This is a genomic window from Streptomyces acidiscabies, assembly GCF_020010905.1.
Classification (GTDB): Bacteria; Actinomycetota; Actinomycetes; order Streptomycetales; family Streptomycetaceae; genus Streptomyces; species Streptomyces acidiscabies.
Window position 1 is genome coordinate 1,169,426 of the sequence record NZ_JAGJBY010000001.1, and the last position, 14,144, is coordinate 1,183,569.

At 69.7% G+C, this 14,144-nt stretch carries 12 protein-coding genes; 7 read left to right on the plus strand and 5 right to left on the minus strand.

What is annotated here, in order from left to right; all coding sequences use genetic code 11:
• Nucleotides 1-6 precede the first annotated feature (6 nt).
• Together J8M50_RS49645 and J8M50_RS05745 are read right to left on the minus strand one after the other, a co-directional pair.
• The gene (locus J8M50_RS49645; protein WP_010351241.1) at nucleotides 7-1,218 is read right to left on the minus strand and encodes a hypothetical protein; all 1,212 of its coding nucleotides are present in this window, start codon (nucleotides 1,216-1,218) and stop codon (nucleotides 7-9) included.
• A 229-nt stretch (nucleotides 1,219-1,447) separates the two neighbouring features.
• Nucleotides 1,448-1,906, minus strand: a complete 459-nt coding sequence (locus tag J8M50_RS05745) for an ATP-binding protein (RefSeq protein WP_029183503.1) — start codon at nucleotides 1,904-1,906, stop codon at nucleotides 1,448-1,450.
• A 150-nt stretch (nucleotides 1,907-2,056) separates the two neighbouring features.
• On the opposite strand from J8M50_RS05745, the gene J8M50_RS05750 reads away from it, so the two are divergent.
• The 4 genes from J8M50_RS05750 (at nucleotide 2,057) to J8M50_RS05765 (ending at nucleotide 7,388) form a co-directional block, all read left to right on the plus strand.
• A complete protein-coding gene (locus tag J8M50_RS05750; protein WP_010351244.1) occupies nucleotides 2,057-2,914 on the plus strand; it encodes a helix-turn-helix domain-containing protein in 858 nt (285 codons plus the stop codon).
• Nucleotides 2,911-3,120 (plus strand): DUF397 domain-containing protein, encoded by a 210-nt coding sequence (locus J8M50_RS05755; protein ID WP_010351245.1) that lies wholly within the window; start codon nucleotides 2,911-2,913, stop codon nucleotides 3,118-3,120. Before J8M50_RS05750 ends, J8M50_RS05755 begins: the two co-directional genes overlap by 4 nt.
• Before the next feature lie 93 nt (nucleotides 3,121-3,213).
• Entirely contained in the window at nucleotides 3,214-6,450 is a 3,237-nt protein-coding gene (locus tag J8M50_RS05760) for a sacsin N-terminal ATP-binding-like domain-containing protein (protein ID WP_010351246.1), read from the plus strand.
• 152 nt (nucleotides 6,451-6,602) lie between these two features.
• Nucleotides 6,603-7,388 carry a hypothetical protein gene (locus J8M50_RS05765; RefSeq protein WP_010351247.1) on the plus strand — a complete coding sequence of 262 codons (786 nt, stop codon included), beginning with the start codon at nucleotides 6,603-6,605 and terminating at the stop codon, nucleotides 7,386-7,388.
• Between the two features lie 101 nt (nucleotides 7,389-7,489).
• Here J8M50_RS05765 and J8M50_RS05770 read toward each other — a convergent pair whose 3' ends face one another.
• Both J8M50_RS05770 and J8M50_RS05775 read right to left on the minus strand, forming a co-directional pair.
• A complete protein-coding gene (locus J8M50_RS05770; RefSeq protein WP_010351248.1) occupies nucleotides 7,490-9,871 on the minus strand; it encodes a cation-translocating P-type ATPase in 2,382 nt (793 codons plus the stop codon).
• Between the two features lie 158 nt (nucleotides 9,872-10,029).
• Nucleotides 10,030-10,314, minus strand: coding sequence for a DUF2530 domain-containing protein (locus tag J8M50_RS05775; RefSeq protein ID WP_010351249.1), 285 nt, complete (start codon nucleotides 10,312-10,314; stop codon nucleotides 10,030-10,032).
• Nucleotides 10,315-10,431: 117 nt separating this feature from the next.
• Here J8M50_RS05775 and J8M50_RS05780 point away from each other — a divergent pair, with 117 nt between their 5' ends.
• On the plus strand, nucleotides 10,432-11,838 hold the full coding sequence (locus J8M50_RS05780) for an NCS2 family permease (protein ID WP_010351250.1): 1,407 nt from the start codon (nucleotides 10,432-10,434) through the stop codon (nucleotides 11,836-11,838).
• Nucleotides 11,839-11,872: 34 nt separating this feature from the next.
• Here J8M50_RS05780 and J8M50_RS05785 read toward each other — a convergent pair whose 3' ends face one another.
• Nucleotides 11,873-12,055, minus strand: a complete 183-nt coding sequence (locus J8M50_RS05785; protein ID WP_029183504.1) for a ribbon-helix-helix protein, CopG family — start codon at nucleotides 12,053-12,055, stop codon at nucleotides 11,873-11,875.
• A 165-nt stretch (nucleotides 12,056-12,220) separates the two neighbouring features.
• Here J8M50_RS05785 and J8M50_RS05790 point away from each other — a divergent pair, with 165 nt between their 5' ends.
• The gene (locus J8M50_RS05790; protein ID WP_010351252.1) at nucleotides 12,221-12,658 is read left to right on the plus strand and encodes a MarR family winged helix-turn-helix transcriptional regulator; all 438 of its coding nucleotides are present in this window, start codon (nucleotides 12,221-12,223) and stop codon (nucleotides 12,656-12,658) included.
• 179 nt (nucleotides 12,659-12,837) lie between these two features.
• Complete coding sequence (locus tag J8M50_RS05795; RefSeq protein WP_010351253.1) at nucleotides 12,838-14,136, plus strand: MFS transporter; 1,299 nt, start codon at nucleotides 12,838-12,840, stop codon at nucleotides 14,134-14,136.
• Nucleotides 14,137-14,144: the final 8 nt, after the last annotated feature.

A 14,144-nucleotide genomic window follows, 5' to 3' on the forward strand; every position in this document is an offset into this window, starting at 1 on the left:
GGGGGACTACCCGGGTACTACGCGCTCGGGTGGTCGGCAGTCCAGGCAGAGGGTGCCTGGGGGTGTGGGGCGGCGGTAGGGGCGCTCGCACTCGGGGCAGGCCGTGGGGTTTCGGAGACCCCGGGGGACTACGGGTTGTACGGGTACGAGGCTGTCGGCGGCGGTCGCCGGGGGCGCGTCCGGCGTGGGGTCCACGGGTAGTACCGGGCGCCCTGGGCCGAAGTACGGGACGGGTGGGAGCTGGGCCGTCAGTCGGTGGGCCACGAAGGCTGCCGGGCGGTAGAGGGGGTCCAGCGGGAGGTTCTCGGTCAGGGCTCGGCGGACCGTTCCCGTGGAGACCTCGCGTTCCAGCCAGGCGGCGACGCCGGGGGAGAGGTGGGCGATGTCGGTGGCGGAGAGGTAGAGGCGGGGGTCGTGGCGGCGGAGGTCGGCCAGGACTTCGGAGGCTTTCTGGAAGATGCCGGGGGTTGTGCAGGAGGGTTGGGGGACGGAGGGGAGGGCCTTCTGGCGGGGTTTCTGCGGGGGGTTGGGGCCGAGGCAGGGGGAGTGGTCCGGGGGGTTGGGGGGTCGGTTGTGGTGGAGTTGGGCGCCGTGGGGTTGGGTGCCGGGGCTCCCGTTGCCGAAGCTTCCGTTGCGAGGGCTCTCGGCGGCGTAACTCCCGCTGGGGTGGCCCCCGTTGTCGCGCCCTTCGCTGTCGCGGTCCCGGTTGGCGTGGCTTCGCGTGCTGTGGCTGTGCGTGTCGTGGGTCCGGCCGTCGTGCTCCCCGGTGCAGTCGCCTTCGGGGTCGGAGTTCCTGGGGGTGTGGCTCTTGCCGCTGTGGGCAGGCCTGTTCGTGCGGCCCGGGTAGTTGCAGGAGACGGTTCGCGTGATGATCCGGCCGCCTTGGATCTGCTCAGGCGTACGGCGCAGGTAGCCGTGGTGCTCCAACTCCCGTAGCCCCGCCGAGATGCGGTCCACGCCCTCGGGGAAACGTCCGGCGAGGGACTTGATGGCGATGCAGGCACCTGCGGGAAGCGACTGGATGTGGACGCCGAGTCCGATCGCGAGCAGCGACAGGTCCGGATGCTGGGCGAGGTGGTTGCCGATCACCGTGAAGCGTTCGGTGAGGCGGGTGTTGTCGTGAACCAGACCTGCGTGCGGATGACGCCGGTTCGGGTGTTTCCCGTCACGGGGACGGGACCGGGTACGCGAGGACGCGTTAATGTCGTTGGTATCCATCGGGAAGCAGGCTTCTTCCTTGGTGGTGAGGCCCTCGCATTGGGATGCCAGTCCCGGCGGGGGCCGTTGAATTTCTGAAGCTGTGTGAGGCAGAGCGTAAGGCATACAACCCTCCCCAGATCAAGTCCGGTTGGCGAACATCACTCACCGGAGTGACCACGACTCCCGCTCGCCGGGCGCGGGCGGGAGGGGTGGGGTTTGGCAGGTTTCTTTTCCCTCACTGTTCCTTTCAGGAGGGGCTGGCAGTACCGGGGCACGGAAACCCGGGTTCCGGCGAGCCCAACGCGACCTCGGCCCAGACGGTTTTACGCGGGGTGGGCCCCTCGGTGACGCCCCACGCGGTGCTCAGCGCGTGCACGAGGGCGAGCCCGTACCCCGACTCGGCGTCGGGCCCGGAGAGTTGAGGCTGGGGGAGACGGTCGGTCCGGGTGTCGGAGACCTCGATACGGAGGGTGCCGCCGAGGTCCTGGAGGAGCAGCAGGAAGTCCCGTCCGGGTACGCGGCCGTGCTGGACGGCGTTGTTGGCGAGCTCGGCGATGACGAGACGGGCGGGGTCCAACGGGAGTCCCCAGGAACGGAGTTGTTCCGTGGAGAGGAGGCGTGCGAGGCGGGCGCCTCGGCGGGTGGGGGAGAGTTGAACGCTGAAGTGGTGGACGGGGGTTGTGGGTTGGGGGAGTTTCTGAATCACGTCACACAGAGTGGTCGGATTCGCTTACCGTTTCAGTGATATCGCCACTGCGTAGAGCGACTGTCCAATCGCTGTCCAACCGTGTCGACGCTGTAGAGGTGGGCTCCGGGGTAGGTCGCGAGCAGAGCCGTACGACCGAGGGAGCACGGAATGCACGGTGAGGGGCGAGCCGAGAGGGACGGGCCGGGGTGGGAGGTCGACCCCGAGGACGAGTGGGGAGTCGCCGTACTCATCTGCGTGGGGCGGCAGTTGAAGCTGTGGCGTGAGGCCGCGGGGATGAAGGTCGTCGACTTCGCCAAGGCGATCGGGTACGGCGAGGACATGGTCTACAAGGTTGAGTCCGGGATGCGGATCCCCCGGCGGCCGTATCTGGACAAGGCCGACAGCGTGTTGGGGGCGGGTGGCCGCGTCTCGGCGATGTGGGACGACGTGGAGAAGGTCAAGTACCGGAAGAGCGCCCGGAGTCTGGCGGAGATGGAGATGAAGGCCGTCCAACTCCTGTCGTACGGCAGCAGGCATGTCCACGGCCTGCTCCAGACCGAGGAGTTCGCGAGGGCGCTGATGGAGACGGGGCGCCCCCTGCTCCCGGACGACCGGCTGGAGAAGGAGGTGGCCGGACGCATGGCAAGGCAGCGGATCTTCAGCCGCTCACCGGCACCCGAACTCAGCTTCGTCATCGAGGAGATGGCGCTGAGGCGGCCGGTCGGAGGCGTACGGGTCTGGCGCGGCCAGCTCGAACACATCCTGGACGTAGGTCAGTTGCGCAACGTGGAGATCCAAGTACTGCCCACCGCCCGCTGGAACCACCCCGGCAACGGAGGCCGCATCCAGATCCTCAAGTTCGCGGACGGCTCGGCGATCGGCCGCCAGGAAGACGGCGACGGCCGCCCCGTGGACGACCCGAAAAGCCTGATGATCCTCGAAATGAGCTACGGCGCCATCCGCGGCGAGGCCCATTCGGTGAAGGAATCCCGGGTGTTCATCGAGCAACTGTTGGGAGAGACATGAGCCACCACCCCGCACTCGGCGAAGCCGTCCGACCGGCATGGTTCAAGAGCAGCTACAGCAGCGGCAGCGAGGGCGACTCCTGCGTCGAGGTCGCCAACACTCCCAGCACCATCCACATCCGCGACACCAAGTACCGCGACTCCAGCCCCCGCCTCGCTGTGACTCCCGCCACTTGGACCGGCTTCCTCGCCTACGCCTCCCGGTGAACGCCGTACGCCCCCTCACACCCCGTAATACCGAAGTACGCCCCTGTAAGACCTGAGCGGTACGGTCTCCTCACGCCGATGAGGAGAGTGAACGTGAGTAACTTCGTGCGGCCCGCGACCGAGGGCGCCGACCCCTTCGGCACCGCCCGGCTGCGGCGCGGGGTCCTGGACGCCTGGGCGACCAGTCCCGCCCGCTTCCGGGAGGACGCGAACGCCGAGGAGGACCTCGTACTCGGGGGTTACCGCGATCGGCTGATCGTCGAGCTCGCCCAGAACGCCGCCGACGCCGCCGCCCGCGCAGGCGTACCGGGACGACTCCGGCTCACTCTCAGGGAGGGCGTACTCGTCGCCGCCAACACCGGCGCCCCCCTGGACGCCGCCGGAGTCGAGTCGCTCTCGACCCTCAGGGCATCGGCGAAACGCGACACCCCGTCCATCGGCCGCTTCGGCGTCGGCTTCGCGGCGGTCCTGTCCGTCACCGACGAGCCGGCGGTCGTCGGACGGCACGGCGGCGTGCGCTGGTCCCTCGCCGAGGCCCGCGAACTCGCCGCCGACACGGCCCGCCACAGCCCCGGCCTGGGCGACGAGGTACGCCGCCGCGACGGCCACGTACCCGTACTACGCCTGCCGTACGCCGCCGAGGGCACCGCCCCCGACACGTACGACACGGCCGTCATCCTCCCCCTGCGGGACACGGCGGCGGCCGACCTCGCCGAGCGCCTGCTCGACGCCGTGGACGACAGCCTGCTGCTGACCCTCGCGGGGCTGGAGGAGGTCGTCGTCGAGGTCGGGGACGACGCCCGCACCCTGTGGCGCCGCACCGACGGTCACCTCACGGTCGTAGAGGACTCCCGCGACGGTACGACGACCTGGCGCACCCTCTCCGCGCACGGCGAGACCGCGCCGGACCTCCTCGCCGACCGCCCGGTGGAGGAACGCCTGCGCCCGCACTGGTCGTTGACATGGGCGGTCCCGGTCGATACCAGAGGACTACCGGTACGACCCCGGACGGCCCCCGTCCTGCACGCCCCCACCCCCAGCGACGAGCCCCTCGGCGTCCCCGCCCTCCTCATCGCCTCGTTCCCCCTCGACACCACCCGCCGCCACGCCGCCCCCGGCCCCCTGACCGACTTCCTGGTCCAGCGCGCGGCCGACACGTACGCCGAACTCCTCGCGGGCTGGCGCCCCGTGGACACCGGCATCATCGACCTGGTCCCGGGCCCGCTCGGCAAGGGCGAACTGGACGGCGCGCTCCGTCAGGCCGTGCTGGAGCGGCTGCCGCGCACCGCGTTCCTGCCGCCCGCCGCGCGACAGGGCGACCGGCCCGGCGAGACAGCGGGCCCGGCCTTCGGCGTCGCCGGGGACCTGTACGCCGGAAGCGCTACGGGCGCGGATGGCTCCGAGGTACTACCCCTCCCGGGGGACGACCTGGGAGCTACCCCCGAAGTACTCCTCCCCGAAGCCCTCCGCCCCCGAGACGCCGAGGTCGTCGAGGGCGCGGGCGCCGACACCGTCCAGGTCCTCGCCGAAGTCCTCCCCACCCTCCTCCCCGCAGGCCTGGAGCGCCGCGTCGAGCTGCGCACCCTCGGCGTCACCCGGGTCCCCCTCGCGGACGTCGTCGACCGGCTCGCCGGGCTGGAGAAGGACCCGGAGTGGTGGTACCGGCTGTACGACAGCCTCGCGGGCACCGACCCGGAACGCCTCTCGGGCCTGCCCGTCCCCCTTGCCGACGGTCGCACCACCATCGGCCCCCGCCAGATCCTGCTTCCCCTCCCCGACACGGCGACCGGCACCGACCCGGAGATCCTCGCCCGCCTCGGCCTCAAGGTCGCGCACGAGGACGCCGCGCACCCCCTGCTGGAGAAGCTCGGCGCGCTCCCGGCGACACCCCGGGCGATCCTGACGACTCCCCAGGTCCGCGCGGCTGTCGCCGCCTCCCTGGACGACGACGGCGGCGCGTGGGACGAAGACGCCCCGGACGCCGAGGAGTTGGCGGACACCGTGCTCGCCCTCGTCCGCGAGGCGGGCCTCGAACCCGGCGACGAACCCTGGCTCGGCGCCCTCGCCCTGCCCGACGAGGACGGCGAACTCGTGCCCGCCGGTGAACTCGTCCTGCCCGGCAGCCCGTTCGCCTCCGTCATCCGCGAGGGCGAACTTGCCGAGGTCGACCACGAGTTGGCCGACAAGTGGGGCGAACAGCCCCTCACCGCCTGCGGCGTGCTCGCGAACTTCGCCCTCGTCCGCGCCACCGACGTCGTCCTCGACCCCGACGAACTGGAGCCCCGCGAGGGCGACTTCGCCGAACCCGACGACGCGGGCCTGCTGGACGCCGTCGACGTCTGGGCCGAGGACGTCCTGGACCGCTTCCCCGACTCGCCGGTCCCCCCGGTCGCGACGGAACTCGTCGCCGTCCGCGACCTGGACCTCGTGGACGACGACAAGTGGCCCCAGGCGCTGGCCCTGTTGGCACAGCCGCCGCTGCGCGACGCCCTGGTCCAGCCGCTGCGCATCCTGCTGCCCGACGGCACCCACGAGGTCGTACGGCCGTACACCGCCTGGTGGTTGAGGGGTCACCCGGTCCTCGACGGCCGCCGCCCGGCAGGCCTGCTCGCGGCGGGCGGCGACCCGCTGCTGCGCGGACTGTACGACGAGGCCGACGCGACCGGCTTCGACGACGAACAGGTCCTGCGCGCCCTGGGAGTTCGCACGTCCGTGTCCGCGCTCCTCGAAGAGCCCGGCGGCGGCGCCGAACTCCTGGAGCGGCTCGCCGACCCGGACCGCGAGGTCACCCCGTCCCAACTCCACGGCCTCTACGGAGCCTTGGCCGAACTCGACCCCGAACAGGTCACGCTCCCGGACGACTTGAGGGCCGTGGTCGACGGCTCGGTGGACGTCGTGGACGCGGCCGACGCCGTCGTCGTGGACTCCCCGGACCTCCTCCCCTTCACCGACGGCACCCCCTTGCTGCCCGTACGCCCCACCAGGGCCGCCGAGTTGGCGGAACTCTTCCAGGTGCGCCGCCTCAGCGAGTCCGTCACCGGCGAGGTCGACTCCGAGGGCGCCGAGCACGACGTACCCGACTCCGTCGCCCTGCTCCTCGGCTCCCGTACCCCCAAGTCGTACGTGGAGCACGACGAGTTGATCGTCGACGGCGTCGAGATCGACTGGCGGCTCACCGACGGCGGCGTGCTGCACGCGTCGACCCTCGAAGGTGTCGCCGCCGGGCTCGCGTGGGCGGCGGGGCAGTGGCCCCGGCGGTTCGAGGTGGCGGCGCTGCTGGAGGACCCGTCCAGGACGGGGGAGTTGGCGCGGGACCGCTGGTTCGACTGAGGGGTGGACCCGTAGTCCTTGAGAGGGACCGGACTGTTCAGGGCAAAGGTTTCACCAAATGCCCTTACATCCGTACAACTGTTCCCAAGGGCTACGGGTCTCACGCGTGAGTCAACAGACTCCCTGAACATTCATCCCACTGGGGAACGCACATGCGCATACGCGCCACCGCCACCGCTGCCGTCGTCCTGGGCACCGTGGCTCTCTCGGCCCTCGCCGTTCCGACCGCGCAGGCCGCCCCGGCCGCCGGTTCCAAGGTGACCTTCTCGAACGTCAAGATCGCGAAGAACCTCGTGATCGGCGCCTCCGGCCGAGCCTCCTTCGCCGTCACGTACACCGTGACCAAGCCGGCGAGCCTGAGCGCGAAGTCGCTCCAGACCGGCCCGGCGATCTACCGCGGGACGCTGGCCAAGCCGTCGGACCTCTTCGTCAGCGAGAACCCCGGCACCTGCAAGGCCCCCTCCGCGACGGTCCTGAACTGCACGGCCGCCCTCGTCTTCAACGTCACCGACGGCGACCTCTCCAACTCCGAGACCGGCGCCTGGAAGGTCGGCGGCGTCGCCATCGACGCCAAGAAGGTCCTGGCCTGGCAGGAGAACCTCGGCTCCACCAAGCTCCTGCGCAAGGCCAAGCTCACCACCGACGCCACCCCGGAGCCGGTGAAGAAGGGCAAGACCATCACGGTCAAGGGCTCGCTCACCCGCGCCAACTGGGAGACCAACAAGTACGCCGGTTACGGCGCGCAGACGGTCCAGCTCCAGTACAAGAAGGCCGGCGCCACGACCTGGACGACCGTCAAGTCCGTCAAGACCACGGCCAAGGGTGCGCTGAGCACCACGGTCAAGGCGACGGCCGACGGGTACTACCGGTACAACTTCGTAGCTACGTCGACGACGGGCGCGGTCGCCTCGGCGGCCGACTACGTCGACGTCCGCTGACCTCGGGTACTACCCCTGAAGAGTTACGCCTCCTGAGACACACAAGAGCGCGGCACCCGGAAACAGGTGCCGCGCTCTTCTCGACCATCGGAACCCAGGGCCTAGTCCGCGAACCGCCGGTCCACCCACCGCCACGCGACCTCCAGCACCGCCGACGCCGCCACCGCGATCCCCACCGCGATCCACGGCATCGTCGTCCCCACCAGCTTCAGCGCGAAGAAGTGCTGCAACCACGGCACGGCGAGCACGACGAGGAACGACAGCCCCATCGTCGCGACGAGCAGCACCCGCCACCACGTGTACGGCCGCGCCACGATCGCCAGCACCCACATCGACACCAGGAACAGCGTCAGCGTCGCCGCACTGGTCTCGGCGTCCAACGCATCGGCCCCCGTGTAGTAGTGACGGGCGATCAGATACGACGTGAAGGTGGCCACCGCCGCGATCACCCCGCCGGGGATCGAGTACCGCATCACGCGCCGCACGAAGTGGGGCCGCGCCCGCTCCTTGTTGGGAGCAAGGGCGAGGAAGAACGCGGGAATTCCGATGGTCAGCGTGGACAGCAGGGTCAAGTGCCGTGGCAGGAAGGGATATTCGACCTGCCAGCACACCACCAGCAGCGCGAGCAGCACCGAGTACACGGTCTTGACGAGGAACAGCGTCGCCACGCGGGTGATGTTCCCGATGACCCGGCGCCCCTCGGCGACGACCGAAGGCAGCGTCGCGAAGCTGTTGTTGAGGAGCACGATCTGCGCGACGGCCCGCGTCGCCTCGGACCCGGAACCCATCGAGACGCCGATGTCCGCGTCCTTGAGCGCGAGGACGTCGTTCACGCCGTCACCGGTCATCGCGACGGTGTGCCCCCGGGACTGGAGCGCGGCGACCATCTCCCGCTTCTGCTGCGGAGTGACCCGCCCGAACACCGTGCCCTCGTCGAGCGCCTTGGCCATCTCTTCCTGATCGGAAGGGAGTTGGCGCGCGTCCACGGCCTTCCCCGACAGGCCCAGCTTCCCGGCGACCGCGCCGACGGACACCGCGTTGTCCCCGGAGATGACCTTCGCCCGGACGTTCTGGTCGGCGAAGTACCGCAGGGTCTCCGCCGCGTCGGGCCGCAACCGCTGCTCCAGCACGACGAGCGCGGCCGGTTCGACGCCCACGGCGACCTCGGGATCGCCCAGATCACGGGCCGTACGCGCCAACAGCAGGACGCGCAGGCCCTGTTCGTTGAGCCGCTCGGTCTCCGCGAGGGCGGGGGCGCTCGCGCTCAGCAGCACGTCCGGCGCCCCCAGCAGCCAGGTGCTCGACTCCCCGTCGGCCTGACCGAAGCTCGCGCCGCTGTACTTGCGGGCCGAGGAGAAGGGCAGCGACTCGGTGCAGCGCCAGTCCTCCGCGTCGGGGTAGGCGTCGATCACGGCTTGCAGCGAGGCGTTGGGGCGCGGGTCCGACTCGCCGAGGGCGCCCAGGACTTGGCGTACGTACGACTCGTCGTGGCCGTCCAGGACGCGCAGTTCGGTGACGTCCATGCCGCCCTCGGTGAGGGTGCCGGTCTTGTCGAGGCAGACCGTGTCGACGCGGGCGAGCCCCTCGATCGCGGGCAACTCCTGGACGAGGCACTGCTGTCGGCCCAGCCGGATGACGCCGATCGCGAAGGCGACCGAGGTGAGCAGGACCAGGCCCTCCGGGACCATCGGGACGATGCCGCCGATCGTCCGGGCGACGGAGTCCTTGAAGTCGTTCTCCTTGACGACGAGTTGGGTGATGACGAGGCCGATCGCGGCCGGAACCATCATCCACGTCACGTACTTGAGGATCGTCGAGATACCGGTGCGCAGTTCGGAGTGGACCAGCGTGAACCGCGAGGCCTCCTCGGCGAGTTGAGCGGCGTACGCCTCGCGGCCCACCTTCGTCGCGCGGAACGCGCCGCCGCCCGCGACCACGAAACTCCCCGACATCACCTGGTCGCCGGGGCGTTTGACGACCGGGTCCGCCTCGCCGGTCAGCAGCGACTCGTCGATCTCCAGGCCGTCGGCCTCGACGCAGGCGCCGTCCACGACGATCTTGTCGCCGGGGCCGATCTCTATCAGGTCGTCCAGCACGATCTCCGAGGTGCCGACCTCGACGGCCCTACCGTCCCGCCGTACCGTCGGCCGCGCCTCGCCGATCACCGCGAGGGAGTCCAGGGTCTGCTTGGCCCGCCACTCCTGGATGATGCCGATCCCGGTGTTCGCGAGGATCACGAACCCGAACAGCCCGTCCTGGATCGGCGCCACGACCAGCGTGATCACCCACAGCACGCCGATGATCGCGTTGAACCGGGTGAAGACGTTCGCCCGGACGATCTCCCCGAACGTACGACTGCTGCGGACCGGGACGTCGTTGACCTCGCCGCGCGCGACGCGCTCCGCGACCTCGGCGGTGGTCAGTCCGGACGCCGGGAGCGCCGGGGCGGCTGGTACGGCGTCAGCCGCATCGGTGTGGGCCATGCCCACGACGGTACGTGCCGATCGCCCCGTTCACCCGCTGAAGGTGCCGAAGATCCGACTCGGGTAGGAGGCGTGTAGTGCCCTGGTTGTAGGGGGTGTCACCTACGGGGGTACTACGCCTATGGGGGTACTGCGGGGACGACCCCGTCGTACCCGTACTACTCGGGAGCCACCGCCGATGCCTCCGCCGACTCCTTCAGCGCCGCGTCCCGCTTGATCGCCGCGTCCCTGCGCCGGACGAACCAGATGCCGAACAGGCCGAGACCGGTGCCCGCGAGGCAGGTCCACAGCCACCAGAGGTGGCCGTGGTCGTCGTACCACCCGTAGAACGGGAGCTGTCCGAGGAAGAGGACGAACCACAGGATCGTGCCGCCGGTGATGGTCGCGACCACGGGGCCCTCCAGGGGCTCCGGCGCCTCGTGCAGGGGTGTCCACTTCGCCATGGGCCTTAGCTTACGAGGCGATCACATCTACGCGCGGAGATGGTTGTTTCCATCGCCATATGTTCATACTGAAACCGATTACACGTGACCGCTTCTCTTCGTAGGAACCACCAAACGATGCCTACCCCGGCCCTCGGCGCACTCGACCGCTACTTCAGGATCTCCGAACGCGGCAGCACGCTGTCCCGGGAGGTTCGAGGTGGTTTCGCCACTTTCTTCGCGATGGCGTACATCATCGTGCTCAATCCGATCATTCTCGGAAGCGCGAAGGACATGTACGGACACCAGCTGGACAACGGCCAGCTCGTCACCGCGACCTGTCTCACCGCCGCTTTCACGACACTGCTGATGGGCGTCATCGGCAACGTGCCGATCGCGCTCGCCGCAGGCCTCGGCGTCAACTCCGTCGTCGCGCTCCAGCTCGCGCCGCGGATGTCCTGGCCGGACGCGATGGGGATGGTCGTCCTCGCCGGTCTGATCGTCATGCTGCTGGTCGCGACCGGGCTGCGCGAGCGGGTCATGAACGCGGTGCCGTTCGGGCTGCGCAAGGCGATCTCGATCGGTATCGGCCTGTTCATCATGCTGATCGGGCTCGTCGACTCCGGGTTCATCACCCGTATCCCCGACGTCGCCCATACGACCGTGCCGCTCCAGCTCGGCACCGGCGGTCACCTCACTGGGTGGCCGGTCCTGGTCTTCGTGCTCGGCGCGCTGCTCACCCTCGCCCTCATCGTCCGCAAGGTGCCGGGCGCGATCCTCATCTCCATCGTCGCCATGACCGTACTCGCGATGATCATCGAGGCGGTCGTACACGTGCAGTCCTGGGGTCTGACGACCCCGAAGTGGCCCGGTAACCCCGTAGCCACCCCCGACTTCGGGCTGATCGGGAAGGTCAGCCTGTTCGGTGGGTTCAGCGAGGTCGGTGTGCTGACCGGGATCCTGTTCGTCTTCACCGTCCTGCTGTCCTGCTTCTTCGACGCCATGGGCACGATCATGGGTGTCTCGGACGAGGCGAAGCTGACCGACGCGTCCGGTCAGATGCCGGGGATCAACAAGGTCCTGTTCGTGGACGGCATCGCCGTCGCCGCCGGTGGGGCGTCCTCCTCCTCGGCCACCACCTGCTTCGTCGAGTCCACCGCCGGGGTCGGCGAGGGCGCGCGGACCGGCTTCGCGAACATCGTCACCGGCGCGCTCTTCGCCGTCGCACTGTTCCTCACGCCGGTCGCGACCATGGTCCCGTCGCAGGCCGCGACCCCGGCGCTGCTCGCGGTCGGGTTCCTGATCCTGGCGGGCTCGGTCAAGGAGATCGACTGGGCCGACCACACCATCGCGATCCCGGCCTTCATCACGATGGTGATGATGCCGTTCACCTACTCCATCACCAACGGCATCGGCATGGGCTTCATCGCCTTCGCCGTCCTGCGCCTGGCCGCGGGGCGGGGGCGGGAGGTGCCGGTGGCCATGTACGTGGTGTCGGCGGTGTTCGCGTTCTACTACCTGATGCCGGCGCTGGGTCTCACCTGAGAGGTACCCGGGGACTACCTGAGGGGTAGCGCCCTCAGGTGAGCCCGTAGAACTTCTCCGTCTCCTCGACGGCGGCCTGGAACCGCTCGTCGAAGTCATCGCGAACGAGCGTCCGGACGACATAGTCCTGGACGCTCATTCCTCTTTTGGCCGCGTGCTGCCGGAGCCGTTCGAGCAGTTCGTGGTCTATTCGCAGGCTGAGCACTGTGGTCCCCATGGGTACGAGGGTCGCCGGACGGTTCGGGGTGATGGGAGGGCTTCTGGGGCCCTGTCACCCGTATGAGTGAAAAAGTGCTGTGAGAGCGCCCAGTGGTGGGTATCACGGGCGGACCGGCGCGTTCCGGCTGGTATTTAGCCAGGGTAATGACTTAGGCTAAGAAACATGCCGGACCTCACCCACGACGACGATGCCGCCGCCGTGAACGACCTCAGATCAGCCGTGATGCGGCTCTCCCGCAGGCTGAAACACCAGCGGGTGGACGAGTCGCTGAGCCCGACCGAGATGTCGGTGCTCGGGACGCTGTTCCGCTGTGGCAGCGCCACCCCCGGCGAGCTGGCGCGCAAGGAGCACGTCCAGCCGCCCTCCATGACCCGCATCGTGGCGCTCCTGGAGGCCAAGGGGCTGGTCAGCCTTGAGCCGCACCCCGAGGACCGGCGCCAGAAAGTGGTCAGCCAGACCGAACAGGCCGAATCCATGCTGGAGCAGAGCCGCCGCAAGCGGAACGCGTTCCTGGCCGGTCTGGCGGAAGAGCTCGACGACGACGAGTGGGCGAAGCTGAAGGCCGCCGCCCCCGTGCTGGAGAAGCTCGCGCAACTGTAGGCAGACACAAGGAGGCGACCCCTTTGAGTTCGGGACCCGGAGCAGACTCCGCACCCGCACCGATCCGTACGACCCCGGAGGGACCCCCGGGGGATACCCGTAGTACCCGTGATACCCGTAGTACTTCCGAGGGACCGGAGCCGACCGCGGACCCCGTGGAACCGGCCCGCAGGTCCTCGATGTTCAGCTCGCTGAAGGTCCGCAACTACCGCCTCTTCTTCCTCGGCCAGGTCGTCTCCAACATCGGCACCTGGATGCAGCGCATCGCCCAGGACTGGCTCGTCCTCAGCCTCACCGGCTCCGCGACCGCCGTCGGCGTCACCACCGCGCTCCAGTTCCTGCCGATGCTGCTGTTCGGGCTGTACGGCGGTGTCCTCGTCGACCGCTTCCCCAAGCGCCCGACGCTGCTGATCACACAGACGGCGATGGGCGCCACCGGCGTCGCGCTCGCCGCCCTGACCCTCTCCGGACACGTCCAGGTGTGGCACGTCTACGTCGCCGCCTTCGCCGCAGGACTCGCGACCGTCGTCGACAACCCGGCGCGCCAGTCCTTCGTCTCCGAGATGGTCGGCCCGGACCAGCTGCAGAACGCGGTCAGCCTGAACTCCGCGAACTTCCAGTCCGCGCGGCTCGTCGGACCCGCCGTCGCCGGTCTGATGATCACCGGGGTCGGCACCGGCTGGGCGTTCCTCTTCAACGGGCTGTCGTTCGTCGCCCCGATCGCCGGGCTGCTGCTCATGCGCGGGCGCGAGCTGCACGCCGTCGAGCGCGCGCCGCGCGGCAAGGGGCAGTTGCGCGAAGGGCTGCACTACGTCGCCGGGCGGCCCGACCTGATCTGGACCATCGCGCTGGTCGGGTTCATCGGCACGTTCGGGTTCAACTTCCCCGTCTACCTCTCCGCCTTCGCCGACGACGTCTTCCACGCGGGCGCCGGGTCCTACAGCCTCTTCAACACGCTGATGGCCGTCGGATCGCTCGCGGGCGCGCTGCTCGCCGCGCGGCGGGGGACCTCGCGGATGCGGGTGCTGATCGGGGCGGCGGTCGCCTTCGGCGCGGTCGAGCTGGCCGCCGCGTTCGCGCCCTCGCTGTGGCTGTTCGCGCTGTTCATGGTGCCGATCGGGATGTTCGGCATGACCGTCAACGTCACGGCGAACACGGGGATCCAGCTGTCCACCGATCCCGCCATGCGCGGGCGCGTCATGGCCCTCTACATGATGGTCTTCCTCGGCGGCTCGCCGGTGGGCGCGCCGATCGCCGGGTGGATCACCGACGCGTACGGGGTGCGGGCCGGGCTCGCCGTCGGGGGCGCGATCTCGTTGCTGGCCGCTGTCGCGATCGGGCTTGTGCTGACACGTGTCGGGGGGTTCCGGTTGTCGGTCGGGTGGTACGGGGGGCATCCGCGGGTGCGGTTCGTTCCACGGGGTTCGGCGGGGGAAGAGGCGGCCGGGGCCGAGGTGGGGTTGGCTCGGGTGGCGTAACTCTGGGG